The sequence below is a fragment of the Corallococcus sicarius genome, from assembly GCF_003611735.1.
GTDB lineage: Bacteria > Myxococcota > Myxococcia > Myxococcales > Myxococcaceae > Corallococcus > Corallococcus sicarius.
Map to the genome: position 1 here is coordinate 1 of NZ_RAWG01000161.1, position 20883 is coordinate 20883.

Sequence of the window (20883 nt, forward strand, 5' to 3'; positions counted from 1 at the left end):
CCTTCTCCACCACCTCGGTCTCCCGGACCCGAGCCTCTTTCACCACCGGATTCATCGTCCCTGCCTGGGTCGCCCTGCACACTAAACTGCTGGGTACGAACTGTCTCACTCACGTTGGCAGAGAGGGCTGCGCGCGCGCGCCGACAGTCGCCTCCTGCGGGTCGCCTTCGAGAACCTGCTCGGCAATGCCTGGAAGTTCACCGGGCGGCGCAAGTCGGGACACATCCAGGTGGGCAGGTTCGACGGCGCGTTCTTCGTGCGGGACGACGGCGCGGGCTTCGACATGGCCTACAGCGACAAGCTGTTCGCCCCCTTCCAACGACTCCACGACGCCACGGAGTACCCCGGCACCGGGATTGGCCTTGCGACCGTGCAACGCATCGTGAGACGCCACGGCGGACGTCTCTGGACCCAGGCCGCGGTGGATCAGGGCGCGACCTTCTACTTCACCCTCGGAGAGAGCCCATGAATCCCAGGTACGGCACCATCCTCCTCGTGGAGGACAACGCGGATGACGTGGACCTCTCCCTCATCGCCTTCGAGCGTGCGGGCCTGAGCGCCCAGGTCGTCGTCGCGCGTGACGGCGTGGAGGCGCTCGACTACCTCTTCGGGACGGGGGCCCACGCGGGCCGCGACGTGCGCGAGCAGCCGCGCGTCGTCCTGCTGGACCTGAACCTGCCGAAGGTGAGCGGGCACGAAGTCCTGCAACGCATGCGCGCGGATCCGCGCACCCGGGAGGTCCCCGTGGTGGTGCTGACCTCGTCGTTGGAGGAGCGCGACCTGCGGGAGAGCTACCGGAACTTCGCCAACTCCTACGTCCGCAAGCCGGTGAGCTTCGACGAGTTCATCGAGGTGACGCGGCAGCTGGGCGTCTACTGGACCACGCTCAACCGCGCCATGGCCCAGGGTGAGGTGGTGTGATGCGGCGGCCTCTGCGGGTCCTCATGGTGGAGGACAGCGAGGACGACGCGGAGCTCACCCTGGGCGAGCTGCGCCGGGGGGGCTTCGAGCCGTCGTCCCTCCGGGTGGAGGCAGCGGACACGCTGCGCGAGGCCCTGGGCACGCAGACGTTCGACGTCGTCATCTCCGACTTCACCATGCCCGCCTTCACCGGGCTGGACGCGCTGCGCGTCCTCAAGGAGAGCGGGAAGGACATCCCATTCATCCTCGTGTCCGGCAGCGTGGGCGAGGACGTCGCCGTGACGGCGATGCGCGCCGGGGCCCAGGACTTCTTCCCCAAGGGGAACACCACCCGCCTGCCGGCCGCCGTGGAGCGGGAGCTGCGCGAGGCGGGGGTCCGGCGCGAGCGGCGGCGGATGGAGATGGCGCTCGCGGAGAGCCAGGCGCTCCAGCGGCAGATCCTCGAGAGCGTGCGCGACTACGCCATCTTCTCCGTGGACGCGGAGAACCGCATCGCGAGCTGGAGCCCGGGCTGTCAGCAGGTCCAGGGCTATTCGGCCGAGGAGTTCATCGGGCTGCCGTTCGCGAGCCTCTTCACGCCGGAGGACATCGCGCGGGGAGTACCGGAGGCGACGCTCCAGGAGGCGCGCGAGCGCGGCCAGTCCACGGGCGAGGGCCTGCGGGTGCGCAAGGACGGCACGAGCTTCTGGGCGCAGACGTCGCTCACGCCGCTGCACGACCCGGCCGGGCGGCTGCGCGGGTACACGAAGATCACCCAGGACGTGTCGGAGAAGCAGCGCCTCATCGACGAGCTCCAGGCCGCGGTGCGCGCGCGCGACGAGTTCCTCTCCATCGCGGGCCATGAGCTCAACACGCCCCTCACGTCGCTCCAGCTCCAGTTGCAGAGCCTGCGGCGGCCGGCCCAGCAGGCCGTGGTGGATCCACAGCAGGCCGCGAAGTTCAGCCCCAAGCTGGAGGGCGCGCTGCGGCAGGTCTCCCGCCTCGCGGAGCTGGTGACGATGCTGCTGGACGTGTCCCGCCTCACCTCCGGGCGGCTGGAGCTGCGGCGCGAGCCGTTGGACCTCGGCGTGGTGGCGCACGAGGTGATCGAGCGGCTCGAGGGCCTGCGGTCGTCCACGGCGTCGACGCTGGAGCTGCGCGCGCCCGAGCCGGTGACGGGGCAGTTCGACCGCTTGAAGGTGGAGACCATCCTCACCAACCTGCTCGTCAACGCGTTCAAGTTCGGCGAGGGCAGGCCCGTGGTGGTGACGCTCGTGCGCAGGGGCGCGCTCGCGCGGCTGACCGTGCAGGACGGCGGCATCGGCATCGACGCGGCGGATCAAACCCGGCTGTTCCAGCGCTTCGAGCGCGCCGTGTCCGACCGGCACTACGGCGGCTTCGGCATCGGGCTGTGGCTGGTCCGCCAGTTCGCCGAGGCGCATGGCGGCACCATCCACCTCGAGAGCGCCCCGGGACAGGGCTCGACCTTCACGGTCGAGCTTCCCCTCCTGGACACCGCCGCCTGAGCGTCGGGCTCCGCGTCACTTCGGTGGCGCGCGGGGCTCGGTGACATCCGGCACCTGGAGCCGCTCATCGCGGAGCCGGTCGCCCCGGAAGAAGGCGCGGATGCGCTCCAGGATGCGTGGATCCGACTGGAACAGGCCGTCGTGTCCGGCGCCCTCCAGCACCAGATGGACGGAGCGCGACAGTCCCGGGCGCAGCGCCTCTGCATTGTCGGCGGGAGTGCGTCCGTCCAGCGTGCCGCTGATGAGCAGGACGGGGGGGCGCGCGCGGACCGGCGCACGGAAGGCGTCGCCCAGGTCCTTGACGCCCGGCACCCAGGCGGCCTCCGGCGCGCCCGCGTTGACCACGCCCCCCAGCAGCGCCGTCTTCGCCTCGCGGGCGATGCGCTCGCGCCGGGCCGGGCTCATCCCGGAGGCCGCGTCCATCGCCACCGACATCATGCTGAGCGAGCCCCCGCGCAGGTCCGCCACGAGCGGCGCCATGTGCTCGAAGCCTCCCGCCTCCAGCGCGCCCAGCAGCTCCACGAAGCGCGGGAAATGCTCCGGGCCCCGCATCGATTGGAAGGCGATGAATTGGACGTCGAACGCGGTGGCCATCCAGACCGCTTCGGCGCCGGTGCGCGGGTCCCGGAAGGTCACCCGGCGGGGCGCGGCCTTCAGTGCCTCCAACACCCGTCCCAGCCGCGCCCGCAGGTCCGGCTGTCCGCGGGCCGCGAGCCGCGTCTCCCAGCGCGCGAGCAGCGCCTCCGCCTGTGCGGGGGACTTCCACGTGTCGTCAGGGCCCTCGATGCCGGCGAGGACGGCGCGGTCCACCCGGGCCGCATGGCGCCGGAGGTACGCGAGCCCCAGGTGCGTGCCATAGCTGATGCCCCACAGCCGGAGGCGCGGCACGCCGAGCGCTTGTCGCAGCGACTCCAGGTCGTCCGCGTTCTCCTCCGTGTTGAACGCGCCCACGTCCACGCCGGCCGAGGCCCACGCCGGCCCTGCTTCGGACAGCGCCTGTTTCATCGCCGCATCGAGGCGGGCCGCGTCCAGGGGCTCATCCCACGGGACACTCCAGGTGCGCTCCAGGGGTTTACGCTCCGGTTCGGACTGCCCGGTGCCGCGCTGATCCAGGGCGATGACATCCCCCAGCTCCCGCAGCGCGAGGAACAAATCGTAGCGAGGCCCTCCGGCCGCATCGATGCCGGAGCCGCCCGGCCCTCCCGCCAGGTACACGATGGGCGGCGCCGAGCGCGCCTTGCCGGTGGCGGGGAAGCGGACGAAGCGCAGCGTCAGGCGCGGGCCCTGGGGCTGGCCGTGTCGCACCGGCACGCTGAACGTGCCCAGCTCCGCCTCCGTGGTCCGCCCGTCGCGGGCCTTGAACGTGTGCGGCTCGAAGCGAAGCGCCGGGGCCTCGGCGGCCACGCGCGGTGGGGCCAGGAAGACGGCGAGGAGTGCGAGGGCGAAGAGGTGTCTCAAGGCAGGTCCTTTCAGGAGGAGGCCCCTGAGGATGCGTCCCGGAAGGACCTCGTCAGGGCCTGAGTCGCCCAACGGCTCGCACCGTCGCCCGACGGCAGTGCTCCACCCGGGGGCCCGGAGTAGCGTCATGGCCGTGGCGCTCCCCTCCTGTCTGCCCCCGCTCTTCGCCGTCCTGCTCACCGCCATCCCCGCGATGGAGGACGGACAGGTGGAGCTGCACCTGGAGGACCTGCCCGTGGAGCGGGCCCTCTCCGCGGATTCCACAGGCTGGCAGACGGTGCACGCCCTGCGCGTGGCGCCTGCGTCCGGGCCCGTCTGGATGCGCACGCGGGTGCGGGTGCCCGAGCGCGAACCGGGAGACCCGCGCCCCGCGCTCACCCTCGGGGTGCTCGCCGCATGGGAGGCCTGGTGGGATGGCGTGCCGCTCGGGCGCAACGGACAGCCGGGTGCGACCGCGGACAGCGAGGTGCCCGGCCGCGTGGACGTGCTGCTGCCGTTGTCGCCGGAGGGGGCCACTCCGGGCACGCACATCCTGACGCTGCGGCTGAGCAGCCACCACCTGGGCTTCCAGCCCGTGGGCATCCTTCATGAGGCGCGGGTGGGCGATGCGGCGGTGCTGGCCCGCGCGCGGCTGCAATCCCTGCTGCCCGCGCTGTGCACGTTGGGCGCGCTGGTGCTGATGGGATTGCACCACCTGGTGCTCGCCGCGTCCGGGCCCCGCCGCACGACCGCGCTCCTGCTCGGCCTGGCATGTCTCGCGGCCGCGGCGCTGGTGCTGCTGGAGGGCTGGCGCGGCGTGTACGCGTACGTGTATCCCCTCCAGATCGTCCGGCTGCGGCTGCTGCTCGCGGCGGTGCTGGCGGTGTCCCTGCTGCTGCCCGCCGCGCTGGCCTCTGCGTTCGACACGCCAGGACGGCGATGGCTCGTCTCGGGATTGTCCGGCGGACTGTTCGCCATCTCGTGGATGCCGGGGTTCGATGCGCGGGGGCTGGCGGCGCTCGTGCTGTGCCTCGCGGTGTCCCTGGGGCTGGCCCTGGGGGCGGTGCGCCAACGCAAGCCGGGCGCGCGCGGGGTGCTTGCCTGCGTCCTCTTCGCCGGGGTGCTCCTCGTGAGGGACCCGGGGAACTTCCAGGGGCGGGGCTTCTTCATCGCCTTCGGCGTGTTGCTGCTGGCCGTGTCGGTGGTGCACGCGCGGCAGGTGCGGCTGCAGGAGGAGCGGCTGTCGCAGGCCCTGCGCGCCACGGAGCGCCTGCAACTGGACCTGCTCTCGCGCAGCCTGCAGCCCCACTTCCTCATGAACACCCTGGCGGCGCTCACGGAGACGGTGGAGACAGCGCCCACGCGGGCGGTGCACTTCATTGAAACGCTGGGCGAGGTGTACCGCCACCTCGTCGGCATGTCGGGCGCGCGCACCGTGGCGCTCTCACGGGAGCTGGAGCTGTGCCGCGCGTACCTCGCGCTGATGAGCTTCCGGCAGGGCGCACGCTTCGAGCTGGACGTGCGCGGGGCCCCCGACCTGGACGCCACCGTGCCCCCGGCGCTGTTCCACACGCTGCTGGAGAATGCCTTCAGCCACAACCGCTACGTCCAGCCCGCCACCTTCCGCATCGAGGGCGAGCGCACTCCCGGCAGGCGCGGCTACCGACTGGTCGCCCCGCGCGGCGCGGGCGAGGCACGCGCGGTGATGGGCGAGGGCACGGGGACACGCTATGTGACCGCCCGCCTGGAGGAGGCCTTCCCCGGCGCGTGGCGGCTGGAGGCAGGGCCGCATGAAGAGGGCTGGACGACGCGGGTGGAGGTGCCGGAGTGAGGGTGCTCATCGTCGAGGACGAACCGCTGGCCGCGCAGCGACTGGTGCGGCTGTGCCGCGAGCTGCTGGGCCCGGATGCGCCCGCCCCGCAGGCCTGCGCCACGCTCGCGGAGGCGCGCGACGTGCTGTCCGGTCGCGGGGTGGACCTGGTGCTGCTCGACCTGCACCTCACCGGGGATGACGGCTTCGAGCTGCTGACGGAGGCCGCCGCCAGCGCATTCCACACCGTGGTGGTGTCGGCGAACGGGGACCAGGCGCTGCGCGCGTACGAGCTGGGCGTGCTCGACTTCGTGCCCAAGCCCTACACCGCCGAGCGGCTCCGCAAGGCCTTCGACCGCGTCCAGGGCCGCTCCGCCTCGCCCTTGAATGCGCTCGCGGTGCGCAAGCCCCGCGGCATCGTCCTCGTGCCGGTGGCGGACGTCTCACACGTGCGCGCGGCCGGCGACTACAGCGACCTGGTGCTGCGCGACGGCCGGACGGAGCTGAGCGAGAAGAGCCTGGAGCGGCTCCAGGCGTTGCTCCCGTCGGACTTCCAGCGCATCCACCGCTCCCACCTGGTGCGGCTGTCGGAGGTGGTGCGGCTGTGGACGCTGGAGGGCTCCCGCACGGAGGTGCAGCTGCGCGACGGCACCCGCCTGCCCGTGGGCCGCAGCCGCGTGGAGGCGCTGCGCGCACGCCTGGGGGAGTGACGGGAGGGCCGCGCCTACAGGCAGCCCAGCTCCATGGCGCGGAGCACCGCGCGGGTGCGGTCCCTCACGCCCAGCTTGGAGAGGATGCTGGAGGCCTGGTTCTTCACCGTCCCCTCCGCGGTCCCGAGCGCTTCGGCGATCTCCCGGTTGCTCAGCCCGCGGGCGATGAGGCGCAGCACCTCCACCTCGCGGCGGGTGAGCCCCTCGGGCAGCTCCGCGTGGGGGAAGTCGCGGGGCAGCTCCGCCACGCCACGCGCCACGCGCTCCGCGACGCCGGGAGGCAGCAGCGTCTGGCCGGAGGCGACGCGCCGGATGGCCTCCGCCAGCTCCTCCAGCGACACGTCCTTGAGCAGGAAGCCCTGCACTCCCTCCCGCAGCGCCTCGATGAGGACGGTGTCCTCGTCGAAGGTGGTGAGCAGCACCACGCGCCGGGCCGGATCCGTGCGGCGCAGCGCGCGCAGGGCCTCCAGCCCCGTCATGCGTGGCATGCGCACGTCCATCAGCACCACGTCCGGATCCAGCTCCGCGACCTTGCGCAGCGCCTCCTCGCCATCCGAGGCCTCGCCCACCACCCGCAGGTCGGGCGTGAGGTCCAGCAGGCTGCGCAGCCCCTGTCGCACCAGGGCGTGATCATCCGCGAGCACGATGCGGATGCCGCTCATGCGCCCACCCCGCTCCCGGGCGTGGCCGGCAGCCACGCCTCCAGCTCCAACCCATGCCCCGCCCCCGCGCGCCACTCCACACGGCCGCCCAGCCGGGTGAACCGCTCCCGCATGCCGGTGAGTCCCGAGCCGGGAGTCACCCGCGCCGAGCCGCGCCCGTCGTCCCGCGCATGGACCCGCACGCCCCCGTCCTCCGTGGGGACGATGGTGATCCACAGGTTGCGGGCCCCGGCGTGGCGCAGCGTATTGGTGAGGACCTCCTGCACGCAGCGGAACAGCGAGTGCGCCGCCTCGGAGGACTCCAGCGCGAGCGCCTCGGGGACCTCCAGGTGGACGTCGAGCCCCGGGACGCCCTCCGCGAGCGCACGCAGTGAGGGCAAGAGCGGCATGGGCGCCTCGCGCAGCTCCGTCACCGAGCGCCGCACCTCGGACAGGAGCGTGCGGGCGGCCTCGCGGGCGCGGCGCAGGTGTTCGGTGGAGGCGGGGTCCTTCGCTGTGTGCGCGGCGGCCTCCAGGTTGAGGCTGAGCGCGGTGAGGTGGTGCCCCACGGAGTCGTGCAGCTCTCGCGAGATGCGCAGCCGCTCGCCCTCGCGCTCCCGGGTGGCGAGCAGCACCTGGGTGCCCTGCAGCTCCGCGTGGACCCGGACCAGCTCGCTGCGGGCCTCGGCCTCGCGGACCATCACCAGCGCCGTGCCGAACGTGAAGCCCTGGAAGCCGGTGTAGATGAGCGTCTGCAACAGCGCCTGGACGGGCGGGTGGTGGAAGGCGAACACGCCGAACATGCCCACCAGTTGGACTCCCACCCACGCCAGCGCCCGGCGCTGGGGGAGCGTCTCCGGGACCTGCCCGGCGATGATGGCGAACAGCGCGCCGTCCAGCCCCGTGTGCCCCGAGTCGAGGCACACCAGCGCCGCGACCGTCTGCACGGCGAGCAGCGGCACCGCGCCCCTGCCCTGCTCACGCGCCTGACGCCAGTAGGCCATCCCGAAGGCGAGGAACGCCGTGGCCCACAGCAGCGTGTCCGGCGCACGCCACCGCGAGGGATCGCGCACGAGTTCCTCCGCGTGCGGGATGCCGACCACGGCCCAGGTCAGCATCCCGGCCACGAACACCATGCGATGGATGGTGGCGGACTTGGCCACGCCGGACCGCTTCTGCATGGCACCGACCATAGGAGAACCGTCGCGGGTGGGCCATGTGCCGGAAGTCACATGCGGCGCGGGCCGTGCCAGCCGTCGTGTCGGGCGTCAGGCAGTGCCCTGCCACCCACGGGCGGGTAGGCCCTCCGGGGCTGGTGTCCATCCTCCCCTGTCTGGAGGCCGGAGCCTCCAACGGGAGGCATCATGCGGCGGACAACGGGACGCGTCGTCACCCTGGCCCTGGGGGCCCTGCTCACGGGGGGGCCCTTCGCGCAGGCCCAGGACGCGGTGGAGCTTGAAGCCACGGTGGAACGGGAGGCCCCCGCTGCGCGGGCCTTGCAGTGCGGCGCCGTCATCACCCGGAACACGGTGCTCACGCGGGACCTGGCGTGTCCGGGCACGACGGCCCCCGCGATCCGCATCGTGGGCGCGGGCGTCGTGCTCGACCTGGGCGGGTACACGGTGCGCCGCAGCGGCCCGGCGACGGAGGACTCGCAGGGCATCGTGGTGGAGGCCGACAGCACGGTGAGGAACGGCACCGTCCGGGGCTTCCGCTGGGGGTACGTGGTGGACTCCGGCGCGGCGCAGGTCCGGCTGCACCGGCTGACGCTCACCGACAACGGGACCGCCATCTACCACCGGGGCGGCTACGCGCGCTTCCTCCTCACGAGCTCCCGCCTGAATGGGAACACCACCGGGTTCAGCAGTGAGTTCGACGCGGCGAACGGCGAGCTCGCGGTGAGGGCGACACAGTTCACCGGCAACGGGCGGGTGATGTTCGTGGATGACCATCACGTGGACGTGGCCGATTCGACCTTCACGGCGAACACGAGCGTCGTCTATTGCTTCTACGGCCGGGTCCGCTTCCGTTCGAGCACGCTCGCCATGAACACGTCCGTGGGGGAGCTGCCGTTCGACCCGGGCGGCGGCTTCGACTTCTGCGGAGAGCTGGCGTTCGAGGACTCCCTCATCACGAACAACACGTCGCTCGCACCGCCGGGCTCGCCGGCCTGGGAGCCGTTCCATTTCGAGATGCGCGACTCGTGGGTCATGGACAATGGCGGCGGTCTGAGGGTGAGCGGCAGGACGGTGGACATCCAGGGCAACACCTTCTGGAACAACGCGGGCGGCCTGACCCTGGCCGACCTGCCGGAGTTCGAACCCGTGGCGCTCACGGGCCCGGTCAACGACAACCGCTTCCTCAGAAACCGCGGTGACGGCCTCCGGGTCCTTTCGCCCAGCCAGCCCACGGTCTCCCGCAACCAGGCCCTGGGCAACACGGGCTGGGGCATCCACGCGCCTGGCGTCATCGACGGGGGCGGCAACATCGCGTCCGCCAATGGCGCGGGCAACTGCGAGGGCGTCGTCTGCGCGGCCCCCTGACGGCGCCCCAGCGGACAGGAGGCCTGACTCCACGCTGTCGTCAGTGAGTTCGAGCACGCTCGTCATGCCCGGCGTCAACGGGCCTGGGAAAGTTCAATGCTCGCATGCAAGGCTCCCGGCAGCCCCCTGATCGGCCACTGCTTCCGCGCCAGCCCGCCCTCCTAGACAGGACCGTACCCTTTGCTTGACGCGGTCGAATGGGTTCCGCGACGCGTTTGGTGCCGGTCCGCGCCCCCAGCTCCCAGCCTGCCAAGGAGTCGTCCTCCCGATTTGAGAGGCGCTTTGCGGCTCTTCGGCTCTATAGCGCTCAAACCAGCAGCAGAGGCGCTCGCCTATCGACTACGCTCCCCCAGCCGAGCACGAACAAGCAGAGCAGATAAATTCGGCGAACCGCATCAGGATCACACCCAGGAATCCATCATCAATGGCCAAGACGCTCGAAGCGCACGACAAGTTGATTCGGGAGATTTTCGAGGGCAGCTATCAGTTCGAGATTCCCGATTACCAGCGTCCCTACGCATGGACGACGGAACAGGCGGAAGAGCTTTTCAACGATCTCGTGTCGGCCATGCAGGACGCGCGCACGTCCGGGGCGACGAGCCAGTACTTCCTGGGAAGTATTGTACTGATCAAAAATGACCGAGAACCGAAGGCATCGGTTGTCGACGGCCAGCAGCGCCTGAGCACACTCACAATGCTCTTCGCCGTGCTGCGCTCCGTGATGCCAGATGCAGCTGATGACATCACCGACTTCCTCTACAAGAAGGGCAAGGTCAGCCTGGGGGAAACCAATGAGTACCGCTTGATTGCCCGGGAAGAGGATGCTGACTTCTTCCGCACCTCCATCCAAGAACCCGGAGGGATCGATCGATTGGTCGTCAGCACCGACAAGCTTGAGGACAGCCGACTGCGGTACCGAGAAAATGCGACCCTGCTGCAGGAGAAAGCCAGAGACCTCACGAGCACGGATCGCGATGCGCTATGGAAATTCCTGGCCAATGATTGCTCACTGGTGGTCATCTCGACACCCGACTTCGAAGCTGCCTATCGCATCTTCTCCGTATTGAACAATCGCGGCCTCGATCTCGGTCCTATCGATATCATCAAGGCATCGGTGCTGGGTTTGATTCGAACCATCGCTGGCGAGGCAAAGAGCCACATCTACGCCAAAGAATGGAGCCGCATCGAGAGCGCGCTTGGACGCGATGCCTTCGGCGACCTCTTCGGCCACATCCGCACCATCTACGCGAAGCAGAAGCAGCGGGCGACATTGGTCAAAGAGTTTCAGGATCACGTCAGCGAGTACAAGAAGCCAATCGAGCTGATCGACAAAGTTATCAAACCCTACGCCGAAGTATGGGGCTTCGTTCGGGATGCCGACTTCGAGGCGACCGAACAGGCTGAGACAATCAACGACCATCTATCCTGGCTGAACCGTGTCGACTTCAAGGACTGGGTGCCACCTGCCCTGGTCTACTTCAAGCGCTTCCGCCAGAAGCCCGCTCTGCTGTCCTTGTTCTTCAAGGCACTGGAACGACTGACCTTCTTCCTCCTCGTCACCAAGGTCGGCATTAACGAGCGCATCGAAACCTACGCTGACCTTACCAAGGAAGTTGAGCCTGAAGCTTTCGACGGCGAACTCGCGGCGTTGAAGACCCTTGAACTCACCGACATGCAGAAGCGCGAGTTCCTCGCCGCACTCGATGGCGACATCTACCGTCGGCTGCCAAGAGCCCGGATGGCGCTGCTCTTACGGCTTGAAGCACTGGTCAGCGATGGCAGCAAGAAGTATACGTTCAGCCAGGTTTCCCTCGAACACATCCTTCCTCAGACTCCACCTGCCGATTCTGACTGGCTCACGTGGTTCCCCGACAAGGACAATCGCGATTCATGGACACATCGGCTCGCCAACTTGGTCCCCCTGCATATTCGCAAGAACCCGGCCGCAAGCAATTTCGATTTCACAACCAAAAAGGATGTGTATTTCCTAGGAAAGGGGAAGGCATCGCCCTTCATCCTGACCAACGAAGTAAGGGCTGAGGCTTCGTGGACGCCCGATCTGCTGTCTGCTCGGCAAGAGCGCCTTGTCGGAATCCTCAGCACCCACTGGGATCTGGACGTCAGGGTTCCTGAAGCGCCAACCCAACCATCTAATGCATCTGAGACCTTAAAAGGATAGGCTGCTGGCACGAAACAAGGCCATTCATCGCAATGAGAACGTGAGCTTGCTCCACTGAACCGGCTCAAGCTCACGACTTCCCTCGCCGAGCCTGTTCGAGACCAGATTGGAGACCATAGACCCACAGCAGGAACATAGAAGCATGACAGTGCTTCCCATTTCCCTGCTGTGCTGATGTCATCAACTGCCGAGAATCAGGTCTGGCAGACGAACTCGACGTTGTGGCCGTCGGGGTCGCGCACGAAGCCGGCGTAGTACGTCGGGGAGATGTCCACCCGCAGCTTCGGGGCGCCGTTGTCCGTGCCGCCCGCTTGCAGCGCGGCACGGTGGGACGCGTCGACCAGGGCGCGCGTGGCGCAGAAGAAGGCGAAGTGCGGGCGCGGGGTGGAGGCCTCTCCCGGGCGCAGCCAGAAGTCGAGCCGGCCCGGCTCCGCGCCGAACCCATTCGCCTTGCCCTCGACGTGCAGCGCGTAGCCCAGGGGCGCGAGCGCGCCCCGGTAGAACGCCGTCGAGGCGGCGAGGTCGGGGGTGGCAAGCTCCAGGTGGTCGATCATCGGTGAGGCTCCTGTTCAACCGCTCTCGCGGCTGGATTGAGGCCCGGTAGGATAGGTTGCACGCGAAGGCGCCCGGCCGCGTTGTCGGCCCCCTTCGCGCGGAGATGCCGCAACCGGACCGGACGCCATGCACAAGGACGACGCGAACCTCGACGAGCTCGACCTGCGCATCCTGGAGCGCTACCAGCACGACACGCTGCTGCCGGCGCGCACCATCGGGGAGGAGGTGGGCCTCTCCACCGCCGCCGTCCAACGGCGCCTCAAGCGCCTGCGCGAGGTGGGCGTCATCCGGCGGGAGGTCGCCGAACTCGCGCCGAAGGCCGTGGGCCTGCCCATCACCTGTGTCGTCGCGGTGGACCTGGACCAGGAGCGCACCGCCGACCTGGAGCGCTTCAAGCAGCGCATGCAGGGGCTGCCCGAAGTGCAGCAGTGCTACTACGTCACCGGGCAGGCGGACTTCATCCTCATCGTCCTCGTCGCGAGCATGGAGGCGTACGACGCCTTCACCCAGCGCGCGCTGCTCACCGACGCGAACGTCCGCAGCTTCACCACCAGCGTGGCCCTGGAGCGCGTGAAGACGGGCGTGGCCGTCGCGCTCCCCCCTGCCCCGCCGCGGTGAGCGCGCGACTAATCGTCCTCCATCTCTGAGATCCAACGGCGCAGCAGCGTCACCGCGTCCTTGTCCACGAGCTCGGTGCCCAGGAGGGGCATGCTCCATCCAGGCTCGCGCTGGGAGATGCGTTTGATCATCCGGCTGCTGTCGGGCTTTCTCGGATTGAAGGCAGCGGAGTTCCCGGTCCTGTAGGTGGGCGTCTCGCCGGGTGAGCCCAGCCGGCCCACCTGGAGGCGGAAGTCCAGGTCGTTCAGGGGGGCGTAGCAGCGCGCGCCCTCGGACTCGGGGCGCCGTAGGTTGTGGCAGTGGCCGCAGTTCGCGTGCAGGTAGCCCAGCGACGCGCGCTCCACGTCATTGCCGGGCACCGTGAAGGGGGCGGAAGGCGGCTGCGTCAAGGCCCCGCTCGCGATGAGGTCCTCCAGGTCCAGGTGGTCCGGCGGGGAGGCCTGCGACAGCTGGATGGCGGAGAACCCCAACACGCGGCTGCGCGTGCCGCCGTGGCAGCCGAAGCAGTCCGCCGAAGCGGGCACGTCGTGCGGCGTGCCGTTGGCGTCGCGCTGCCCCGCGGGGGTGGCCACCGCGTCGCTCTGGTCCTGAAGCCAGACATAGGCCACGGCGCGCCAGTCCTCCGGGCGCGGCCCGGCCTTCTCGAGCAGCCGCGTCTCCACGCGGACGCCGTCGCGGGTGAACTCCTTCCACAGCCGGGTCCCCTGGGGGAACTGCCAGTCGTCCATGTCGCTCGTGTCGATGCGTGCCCCGGGAGGGAGGCGGATCCACCGGCGCTTGGTGGCGCCATCGGTCCAGAGCGGGAACCAGGGGGTGAATGGCTTCACGCCTTCGGCGAGCACGGTCATGGAGCCGTCGGCGAAGAGGCCCGTGTCGGACAGTCGCTGGGGCATGGCGGCGAGAGAGGCGGCGGCCACCGGTTCGCAGACCTCGAAGTCGCCGGCGCAGGACAGCAAGAGGCCCGTGGCCAGGGCCGCCAGCGCCCTGCGGAGCAGCGGGTGTGCGGAGGGAGACGACATGCCGGTGCTCCTCGCGACGGAAGTCCCGAGGGACGTCGCATGGCCTGCAACACCGCACCCCGCGCGAAGTGTTACCGATATCCTCCGCGGGCCTGGGCGTTCCAGGGCACGTGTCGAAAGTAGGGATGCGGTGATGCGTCGAGCCCTGGCCTGTCTTGTCCTCCTCGCGGCAGGTTGCGCCAGGAACGCCCGCCCCGCGGATGCGAACGCCGTGGCCGCCCGTCCCGCGGAGCCAGAGCTGGTGGCCCCGCGCTTCGAGCACATCTTCATGATGCCCGTCGAGCGGGCCCTGGCCGAGGCCACGAAGCTCCTGGTCCAGCACGGCTGGGTGCTGCATGAGATGGAGGATCCGAACTACCTCCTGACCGAGTGGAAGTCCGACCGGATCGGGGCGTCATCGTGGGGGTGGCAGAGCGACGGTGAGCACATCCGCTACCTCGTCATCGGCGAGCCGCTGGCCGAGCGCCAGTCCGTCGTGCGCATCTTCCGGATGAAGCGGGTCGCCTTCGCCAACGACGCGGAGCTCCGGTACGACGGCCAGTCGGGCGAGATGATGTGGAAGCACATGGAGACGGCGCAGCTCGAGCAGAGCTTGCGCCGGAGGGGCGCGCCCGTGGACCTCGCCATGCGGGAGCGGGACACGGCGCCCTGGGTGGAGCTGGACGGCGCCGTGAAGGGCACCCGGGACCTGAAGCTGGAGCGGGACCTGACGCTGCGGCTGGAGTCGAAGCCCTCGCTGGAGACGCTCACCGGGTCGCTGCGCCTCACGCGCGATGAGGCCTTCTTCCGCGACCCGTCCTTCTACCTCAAGCGTCACCGGCAGGAGGTCCAGGAGCCCTGCGAGCAGAAGGTGGCCGGCTTCCAGCCGCTGCTGCGCCACGGGCTCACGGTGCTCATCGGTGAGCAGCTGGGTACGCGCGAGGCGCCGGCCGCGGTGGGGAACATGCTGTGCGAGGCCGCGGGGGCCGGGCTGGGCGTCACGCTGGGACTCTCCATTTCACGCAAGGAGCAGGAGCGCATCGACCGGTACGTCGCGAGCGCGGGCGGTCCTCCGGATCAGGATGCCCTCCTGCACGGGGACTTCTGGCGGAAGATCCAGCAGGACGGCCGTGGGAGCAGGGCCGTGATGGACCTCATCGACAGAGCCCGCGCCCTGCGCGCCGCCGGGCACGCGGTCGCGGTGGTGGCCATCGACACGGACCTGAGCCACGGCAGCACGCGCGATGCCCGGATGGCGGAGACGGTGAAGGCCGCGCGCGCCGCACGTCCCCAGGATGTCTTCCTCGTGCTCGCGGGCAATGCGCACACCCGGCTCGTGGCGGAGGCGGCCTGGAGCGACGACTTCATCCCGATGTCCAGGCACCTGGCGGAGAAGGACCCGGGGCTGGTGGTGCTGGAGCTGGGCTACGCCCAGGGCCGGCGGTGGGGCTGCGACCTGGCGCCAAACGGGGAGCTGGAGTGCAACGTCATGGGGCTTACGCCGGGGCCGCTCGTCGCGTCCCCGCCGGACGGGCCGCCCAGGGTCCGGATGTTGCCGGAGCTGCACGATGAGGGCTTCCATGGCGTGTTGGAGGTGGGCACGTTGTCCGCTTCGCTGCCCGCCATCGCGCTGCGCGGGCATGAGGAGGCGTCTCCCGCGAAGGAGACGCCTGGAGCCCCGGCGCCTGGCTCGGCACCGAAGGTGGACGGGACTGCGGCGCCTGGAGCATCAGCGCCCGCGCCAGCACCGAAGGTGAATGGGGCAGCGACGCCCGGGCCAGCACCGAAGGTGGACGGGGCCGCGGCGCCTGGAAAGGACTGAGGCCACGCGGAGGCCGACATCTCGGCCTGGGCAGAGATGGCGCCTGAATGAGCAGCGCCGGGTGACTCGGGCGCGGTCGCGGTGAGGCAGCGCGGAGGCCGACTTCTCGGCCTGGGCGGCGATGGGGCCTTGCTTCGGGTGGCTCAGCTGCGGATGCGCGACGGAAGAGCGCTCTGCTCCTGGGACTCCTGGGACGCGAAGGGCTCCTGCGTCGGCCGCAGTCCCGTGCGCTCCGCCTCGTTGACCGACTCGAGCGCCTCGGAGATGGCGGCCAGCTCTTCACGCACGCGGCTCAAGCCCAGCTCGGTGTCGGCGGGGGCGGCCGTCGGTCCGCTCTGACCGTGGACCTGGACGAGCTGGGTGGCCACGCCCTCGATGCTCCAGCGCAAGCGGGTGAGTTCGGCATCCAGACGGTCCGCGTTGCGCGCCAGCCGCTCGCGCTGCGCCTTCTGGGCATCGATGGCGTCCACGGCGCTCTGCAGCGAGGCACGCACCTGCGGATCCGTTGAGGCATTGATGCGCGCGGAGAGCGTTGCGCGCTCCGCGTCGAGCCGGTCCATCAGCTCCGGGCTGACCTCGCGGCGCAGGCCCTGCTCGCGCTCCCGCAGGTCGTGGCACGAGCGGCGTAGCGCCTTCACGGACTCCTCGCCGCCGCTGAGGAAACCGCGCACGGCCGGCGACGCCTTGCGGAAGGCAGCCTCCAGCCGGTCGCAGACTTCATCGAGTTCCCGGAGCCGCGCATCCTCCTGGAACACCGCGACCGCGTCCGGAACGCGCATCAAGGGCGCAACGGGACCCTCGCTCGAGGCAATGTGCCCACCGGCGCCAAGGTGACCGCCCGCGGACAGCCGCGCATTCCGGCCGACCGTGGCTCCCGCTCCGACACTGGCGGCGCGCTCCACGGTCGCCCCTTCCTGAACCGTGGCGCCCCAGCCGACCACGGCCCCCCGCTGCACCGTCGCGCCGCGCTGCACGGTGGCACCCATGCGGATGACAGCACCGCTTTCGATGACCGCGTCTGCCTGCACCGTGGCGCCCATCTCGATGACCGCGCCGGGATCGACGTGCGCCGAGGCGGCAATCTCCGACCCCATGCCGATCCGCCCGGCACGGTCCATCAGCGCCCGTTCGGAGCTCGCCGCGCCCATGGCACTGCGCACGATGAAGAGGACGCCGGAGCCGACGGCGAGCGCGCCCGCGGGGATGAAGAGCCAGGGAGTGAGGAAGGCGCCCACGACGCCCACGCTCACACCCCCGAGGAGGAGACTTCCGCCCACCGCGCCCAGGACCCGCTGGGTCACCGCCCGGCGCTCCTCGACCCTGGCCAATGCGCGCTCGGATGCCACCAGCGACTGCTTCTTCTCCATGGTGCCTCCCATGTTCCCCACGGGAGGGGTTCTAGCGTGATCTGGCGCGCATTGCCCCAGGTGCCATCGTCCTACGAGCGCTGCGCCCACTCGCGGCCAAGCACCGCGTACTGATACTCGTCGCCCCAGGCGCCCTTGAAGAAGACGTTCTCGACGAAGTGCGCCTCGCGCCGCATGCCCACCCGCTCCAGCACCGCCGCGGCGGCGCCGTTCTTCGCGTCCGTCACGCCGATGACCCGGTGCAGGCCCAGCGTGCCGAACACATAGCCCAGCAGCGCCCTCACGGCCTCCGTGCCCAGGCCCTGTCCCTGGTGGCGGCGGGACAGCGTGAAGCCAATCTCCCCCAGGCGCGGGTCGGACTCGTCCACCCGCAGGGCGCAGTCCCCCACCAACGCGTCCGTGTCCTTCAGCGCGATGGCGAACTGGAACCACCCGGGCTCTCCGGGCTGGCGGCCGGACATCGTCTCGATGAGCTGGCGGCCACGCTGCGCGTCGTAGTCGCTCCAGCTCTGGTAGCGCGCCACCTCGGGGTCGTTGCGGTAGGCCACCAGCGCGTCCAGGTCCTCCGCGCGCAGCCGCCTCAACACCAGCCTCGGGGCCTCCACCCTGTCGAACTCCGGTACCGCCATGGTCCAGCCTCCCAGGCCTGCCCGCCAGCCTATCCCCCGCCCACGGGCGCGGTGGCGTTTTCCCCCAGGCCCACGGACAGGACGGGCTCCCCGGCTGGAGCGGGTGGCCTCGGGATGAGGAGCCGCTGGTGCGCCCCCCTGCCCCGCTCTTCCAGAGGTGCGGTCCTAGCTTTTCCCCAAGCCCCTCAACCCACCGGAGCACTCCATGGACGAACAGAAGCAGCAGCAGGCCGGACAGACGCAGCAGCGCCCGTCGCTGATGTCGACGATCCTCACGCAGGGCAAACGCATCCTCAAGAAGGAGGCGGAGCTCGCCCGGCTGGACCTCAAGGAGGACGCGAAGAACACCGCGAAGAGCTCGCTGCTGCTGGGCGCGAGCGCCTGGATGGGGATGACGGGGGTGAGCGCCCTGGTCATCGCCGCGGCCCTCGCGCTCCCGAAGCGGCCCGTCAAAGGCGCGCTCCTGATTGGCGCCGTGCTGGTGGGCGGCTCGCTCGGCATCGGAATCACCGGGCTGCGCACCCTGCCCCGCAAGCCCCTGGGCCGCTCCCGCGAAGGGCTCCAGACAATCGCATCCACCGTCGGGGGCAAGCTCGCCCATTGAGGCGACCCTCCCCGCACGAGGATGTCAGGGCCGTGCCTCGCTGACCGCCGGTCCCAGGCTCGGCAGCGGGGCCGGGGCCGTACACTCCTTGCTCGCGAGCGTTCGACGAAGTTGAACCTGGATCCGTTGAGCAGCCTCAAGGTCGAGCGGCTGGAGTGCGGAGACCCTCTGCTCCAAGGCGTCGCGCACAACAAGGCACGACATCGACTTGATGGCGGCCTTGAACAGGGCCAGCGACCGGTACACGCGGCGTGAGGCCTCCGCACAAGCATTGGAGGTCACCGTCTCCACGCAAGCCATCGGCAAGCTGCCGGCGCGAGGAGCATCCTTTGAGCCATCACCCAGCATCGCGTGCTGGATGGTGTAACGCATGCCAGCCCGGTGTCCGCCGCCCCAGTACTCCTGCTTGAGCGCTTGCCAGTAGGCATTCGTATCCTGCCGGAGGAACGGCGCCTTCTTCACCTTCCAGGTGAGCTCCACGAACTTCGCGTCGAAAGAGTTCCAGCGTTTGAAGAGCTCTCCCTCGCATTTGCGAATGCCCGCAGCGTCATTCGAATATCCATCAAAGCAGGGGAGTGCCAGGAGGTCGGTGTCGAAGCGCCCGAGTGAATCGACGAGTGACTCCATCTCCCCTGAGGACGATTCGAGGATCTGCCGGCTCACGACGTTCTTCGCCTCCGTTTCCTCGTACACCTTGGCGCCAAAGAAGAACAACAGAGGCAGAAGCAACAGGGCGGCGAGGTCTCTGACAACCTTGATCCGGGGGGCATGCCACAGATTCTGGTCCGAATCGCATTGGATGCATCGCTTCCCCGGCCCCCGAAGCTCGTTCCCACAGAACTCACATCGACCCAGGGGGCTCAAACTGGAACCAGGGTTCTGTTCAGCCATGGTCGTCCTCCAGTCCTGATGGGACTTGCCAACGTGGCGACCGCGCAGACTACGTCCGCCGCCCCTTTACTGGGAAGCCGCCCCCCCCCGCCTCCTGACAGTTGGCGAGACCCAGTGGAACTCCCAGGGGCGAATAGCCGTAATACCTGATAGAACTCCTTTCCGCGAAGGCGCACCGCCTCGCCTCGAGGAAGGGAATCCCTGTGTCCAGACATGCACCCCTGCTGTTCGCCGCGGTGGCCCTGGCGAGCAGCCTGCTCACCCCGGTGGCCCGGGCGGCGACCATCGCCAACTACCGGGGTGGCAACACGCCGGTGTACTCGCGCACGTCGTATGACTACGTGCCGAGCGTGATGAAGGACGGCGTCTACCGCATGTGGTGGTGCGGCGGCATCGCGGGCGACTACATCCTCTACGCGGAGGCCAATTCACTGGGCGGCCCGTGGCACGCGCGGGGCTCCACCGTGGCCAACAGCTACAACACCGTGTTCCGCCCTACGGGCAATGCCTCACAGTTCGACGGCATCCACGTCTGTGACCCTTCCGTCATCCGCGTCGACGCCACCTATTACATGTATTACGGCGGCTACGGCGACGGCACCGGCACCACGATGATTGGCGTGGCATCCAGCCCGGACGGCCTCAACTGGACGCGCCTCAACGGCGGCAATCCCATCATCGTCCCCGCGCGGGACTACCGCACCGTGCCCAACAAGTACGGCGCGGGCCAGCCGAGCGTCACGTACGTCAATGGCAAATTCTACCTCGTCTTCACGGACTCCACGGGCTACGCGGTGGATGGCAATGGCGGCGGCCAGTTCGTGCTGCGCTCGTCGGACCCCACCTTCCAGACGGGCGTGGAGGAGCTCACCGCCACCGGCTTCGCGCCCCGGACGGCGACGAACCACACGCGCCACTCGCTCATCGCCGCGTTCTCCGTGGACTGGCAGTACGTGGATGCCAATGACACCTTCGCCGTCGCCGTGGATGGCCCCACCGCCAGCGCCACGCGCGTCGTCCTCTTCAACAGCGCGCTGAGCCAGCAGGTGGATCAGTTCGACATCGCCGGCACATGGACCGAGGGCCCGGCCATCGTCTCCCGCCCGGACAAGCACGCCATCCCCTCCTCCACGTGCGGCACCGTGCCGGTGGACATCGTCCGCTCGGTGGGCCCCGGCGGGCCCGACACCTGGAACCTGGCGCACAACGGCGTGGACCTGCTGACGGGACGCACCTGCGACCAGGTCCCCCATGGCCGCGTGTACGAGGGCTACCTCATCCAGGTCCCGGGCCTGCCGCTCACCCTGGCGCGCGGTGGGGTGCGGCTCCAGTTCGCGCTGGCCGCGCCCGCGGGCGACCTGTCGCGCAACGCCATCGCCGTCTCGTCGGACGTGTTCCACCGCATCCCCTACGGGGCGTCCATGCAGTCGGGGGCGACCGTCTACGGCGCGCCCGGACGCCCCGCCGCCTTCCACCTGGATGACGGGCGGCTGTGGCCGGTGAGCTGCCTGGAGGCCATCCAGCACAACAACTCGTCCATCACGGGCATCAGCGTGAGCCAGTGGGACGCCCACCCCGTGGGCCCGGCGCTGCACTGCGTGAAGTAGGCCACTAGCGGGTAGGCTCCCCGCATGACGAACGCCACGCCCTCCC

At 69.7% G+C, this 20883-nt stretch carries 19 protein-coding genes; 11 read left to right on the forward strand and 8 right to left on the reverse strand.

Going from position 1 to position 20883, the window contains the following annotated elements:
* Positions 1–154: 154 nt before the first annotated feature.
* From D7X12_RS23400 to D7X12_RS23410, 3 genes are read left to right on the forward strand one after another with little or no spacing between them, the layout of a single operon-like run.
* Complete coding sequence (locus tag D7X12_RS23400) at positions 155–469, forward strand: sensor histidine kinase (protein WP_279637240.1); 315 nt, start codon at positions 155–157, stop codon at positions 467–469.
* A complete protein-coding gene (locus D7X12_RS23405) occupies positions 466–921 on the forward strand; it encodes a response regulator (RefSeq protein ID WP_120627506.1) in 456 nt (151 codons plus the stop codon). The genes D7X12_RS23400 and D7X12_RS23405 overlap by 4 nt, the downstream gene beginning before the upstream one ends.
* A complete protein-coding gene (locus D7X12_RS23410) occupies positions 921–2426 on the forward strand; it encodes a sensor histidine kinase (RefSeq protein WP_120627507.1) in 1506 nt (501 codons plus the stop codon). Before D7X12_RS23405 ends, D7X12_RS23410 begins: the two co-directional genes overlap by 1 nt.
* Before the next feature lie 15 nt (positions 2427–2441).
* Here the strand turns inward: D7X12_RS23410 and D7X12_RS42995 are convergent, their stop codons facing one another.
* Entirely contained in the window at positions 2442–3884 is a 1443-nt protein-coding gene (locus D7X12_RS42995; RefSeq protein ID WP_158620106.1) for an alpha/beta fold hydrolase, read from the reverse strand.
* 127 nt (positions 3885–4011) lie between these two features.
* Between D7X12_RS42995 and D7X12_RS23425 the strand changes: the two genes are divergently transcribed.
* Both D7X12_RS23425 and D7X12_RS23430 read left to right on the forward strand, forming a co-directional pair.
* The gene (locus D7X12_RS23425; protein ID WP_158620107.1) at positions 4012–5694 is read left to right on the forward strand and encodes a sensor histidine kinase; all 1683 of its coding nucleotides are present in this window, start codon (positions 4012–4014) and stop codon (positions 5692–5694) included.
* Positions 5691–6383, forward strand: coding sequence for a LytR/AlgR family response regulator transcription factor (locus tag D7X12_RS23430; protein ID WP_120627509.1), 693 nt, complete (start codon positions 5691–5693; stop codon positions 6381–6383). Before D7X12_RS23425 ends, D7X12_RS23430 begins: the two co-directional genes overlap by 4 nt.
* Positions 6384–6397: 14 nt before the next feature.
* Here D7X12_RS23430 and D7X12_RS23435 read toward each other — a convergent pair whose 3' ends face one another.
* A complete protein-coding gene (locus D7X12_RS23435) occupies positions 6398–7045 on the reverse strand; it encodes a response regulator (protein ID WP_120627522.1) in 648 nt (215 codons plus the stop codon).
* On the reverse strand, positions 7042–8205 hold the full coding sequence (locus tag D7X12_RS23440; protein ID WP_120627523.1) for a sensor histidine kinase: 1164 nt from the start codon (positions 8203–8205) through the stop codon (positions 7042–7044). The genes D7X12_RS23435 and D7X12_RS23440 overlap by 4 nt, the downstream gene beginning before the upstream one ends.
* Before the next feature lie 183 nt (positions 8206–8388).
* Between D7X12_RS23440 and D7X12_RS23445 the strand changes: the two genes are divergently transcribed.
* Positions 8389–9567: a right-handed parallel beta-helix repeat-containing protein gene (locus D7X12_RS23445; protein WP_120627510.1), complete on the forward strand. Its 1179-nt coding sequence runs from the start codon at positions 8389–8391 to the stop codon at positions 9565–9567.
* 424 nt (positions 9568–9991) lie between these two features.
* Positions 9992–11746, forward strand: a complete 1755-nt coding sequence (locus D7X12_RS23450; protein WP_120627511.1) for a DUF262 domain-containing protein — start codon at positions 9992–9994, stop codon at positions 11744–11746.
* Positions 11747–11940: 194 nt separating this feature from the next.
* Here the strand turns inward: D7X12_RS23450 and D7X12_RS23455 are convergent, their stop codons facing one another.
* On the reverse strand, positions 11941–12300 hold the full coding sequence (locus tag D7X12_RS23455) for a VOC family protein (protein WP_120627512.1): 360 nt from the start codon (positions 12298–12300) through the stop codon (positions 11941–11943).
* Between the two features lie 127 nt (positions 12301–12427).
* Here D7X12_RS23455 and D7X12_RS23460 point away from each other — a divergent pair, with 127 nt between their 5' ends.
* The gene (locus D7X12_RS23460; protein ID WP_120627513.1) at positions 12428–12919 is read left to right on the forward strand and encodes an Lrp/AsnC family transcriptional regulator; all 492 of its coding nucleotides are present in this window, start codon (positions 12428–12430) and stop codon (positions 12917–12919) included.
* A gap of 8 nt (positions 12920–12927) precedes the next feature.
* On the opposite strand, the gene D7X12_RS23465 is transcribed toward D7X12_RS23460, so the two are convergent.
* Entirely contained in the window at positions 12928–13938 is a 1011-nt protein-coding gene (locus D7X12_RS23465; RefSeq protein ID WP_120627514.1) for a hypothetical protein, read from the reverse strand.
* 211 nt (positions 13939–14149) lie between these two features.
* On the opposite strand from D7X12_RS23465, the gene D7X12_RS23470 reads away from it, so the two are divergent.
* Positions 14150–15739: a hypothetical protein gene (locus tag D7X12_RS23470; protein ID WP_120627515.1), complete on the forward strand. Its 1590-nt coding sequence runs from the start codon at positions 14150–14152 to the stop codon at positions 15737–15739.
* A gap of 143 nt (positions 15740–15882) precedes the next feature.
* On the opposite strand, the gene D7X12_RS23475 is transcribed toward D7X12_RS23470, so the two are convergent.
* Together D7X12_RS23475 and D7X12_RS23480 are read right to left on the reverse strand one after the other, a co-directional pair.
* The gene (locus tag D7X12_RS23475) at positions 15883–17106 is read right to left on the reverse strand and encodes a hypothetical protein (RefSeq protein WP_158620108.1); all 1224 of its coding nucleotides are present in this window, start codon (positions 17104–17106) and stop codon (positions 15883–15885) included.
* A 71-nt stretch (positions 17107–17177) separates the two neighbouring features.
* Entirely contained in the window at positions 17178–17735 is a 558-nt protein-coding gene (locus D7X12_RS23480) for a GNAT family N-acetyltransferase (protein ID WP_120627517.1), read from the reverse strand.
* Positions 17736–17940: 205 nt separating this feature from the next.
* On the opposite strand from D7X12_RS23480, the gene D7X12_RS23485 reads away from it, so the two are divergent.
* Positions 17941–18339, forward strand: coding sequence for a phage holin family protein (locus tag D7X12_RS23485; RefSeq protein ID WP_120627518.1), 399 nt, complete (start codon positions 17941–17943; stop codon positions 18337–18339).
* 24 nt (positions 18340–18363) lie between these two features.
* Here D7X12_RS23485 and D7X12_RS23490 read toward each other — a convergent pair whose 3' ends face one another.
* Positions 18364–19230, reverse strand: coding sequence for a hypothetical protein (locus tag D7X12_RS23490; RefSeq protein WP_147443782.1), 867 nt, complete (start codon positions 19228–19230; stop codon positions 18364–18366).
* A gap of 203 nt (positions 19231–19433) precedes the next feature.
* Between D7X12_RS23490 and D7X12_RS23495 the strand changes: the two genes are divergently transcribed.
* Positions 19434–20837 (forward strand): glycoside hydrolase family protein, encoded by a 1404-nt coding sequence (locus D7X12_RS23495; protein WP_120627520.1) that lies wholly within the window; start codon positions 19434–19436, stop codon positions 20835–20837.
* Positions 20838–20883: the final 46 nt, after the last annotated feature.

Coding starts and splice junctions, on each gene's coding strand:
- D7X12_RS23435 (WP_120627522.1), bottom strand. CDS start 7,045: ATGAGCGGCATCCGCATCGTGCTCGCGGATGATCACGCCCTGGTGCGA.
- D7X12_RS23475 (WP_158620108.1), bottom strand. CDS start 17,106: ATGGAGAAGAAGCAGTCGCTGGTGGCATCCGAGCGCGCATTGGCCAGG.
- D7X12_RS23410 (WP_120627507.1), top strand. CDS start 921: ATGCGGCGGCCTCTGCGGGTCCTCATGGTGGAGGACAGCGAGGACGAC.
- D7X12_RS23460 (WP_120627513.1), top strand. CDS start 12,428: ATGCACAAGGACGACGCGAACCTCGACGAGCTCGACCTGCGCATCCTG.
- D7X12_RS23465 (WP_120627514.1), bottom strand. CDS start 13,938: ATGTCGTCTCCCTCCGCACACCCGCTGCTCCGCAGGGCGCTGGCGGCC.
- D7X12_RS23485 (WP_120627518.1), top strand. CDS start 17,941: ATGGACGAACAGAAGCAGCAGCAGGCCGGACAGACGCAGCAGCGCCCG.
- D7X12_RS23450 (WP_120627511.1), top strand. CDS start 9,992: ATGGCCAAGACGCTCGAAGCGCACGACAAGTTGATTCGGGAGATTTTC.
- D7X12_RS23440 (WP_120627523.1), bottom strand. CDS start 8,205: ATGCAGAAGCGGTCCGGCGTGGCCAAGTCCGCCACCATCCATCGCATG.
- D7X12_RS23455 (WP_120627512.1), bottom strand. CDS start 12,300: ATGATCGACCACCTGGAGCTTGCCACCCCCGACCTCGCCGCCTCGACG.
- D7X12_RS23425 (WP_158620107.1), top strand. CDS start 4,012: ATGGCCGTGGCGCTCCCCTCCTGTCTGCCCCCGCTCTTCGCCGTCCTG.
- D7X12_RS23490 (WP_147443782.1), bottom strand. CDS start 19,230: ATGGCTGAACAGAACCCTGGTTCCAGTTTGAGCCCCCTGGGTCGATGT.
- D7X12_RS23480 (WP_120627517.1), bottom strand. CDS start 17,735: ATGGCGGTACCGGAGTTCGACAGGGTGGAGGCCCCGAGGCTGGTGTTG.
- D7X12_RS23445 (WP_120627510.1), top strand. CDS start 8,389: ATGCGGCGGACAACGGGACGCGTCGTCACCCTGGCCCTGGGGGCCCTG.
- D7X12_RS23405 (WP_120627506.1), top strand. CDS start 466: ATGAATCCCAGGTACGGCACCATCCTCCTCGTGGAGGACAACGCGGAT.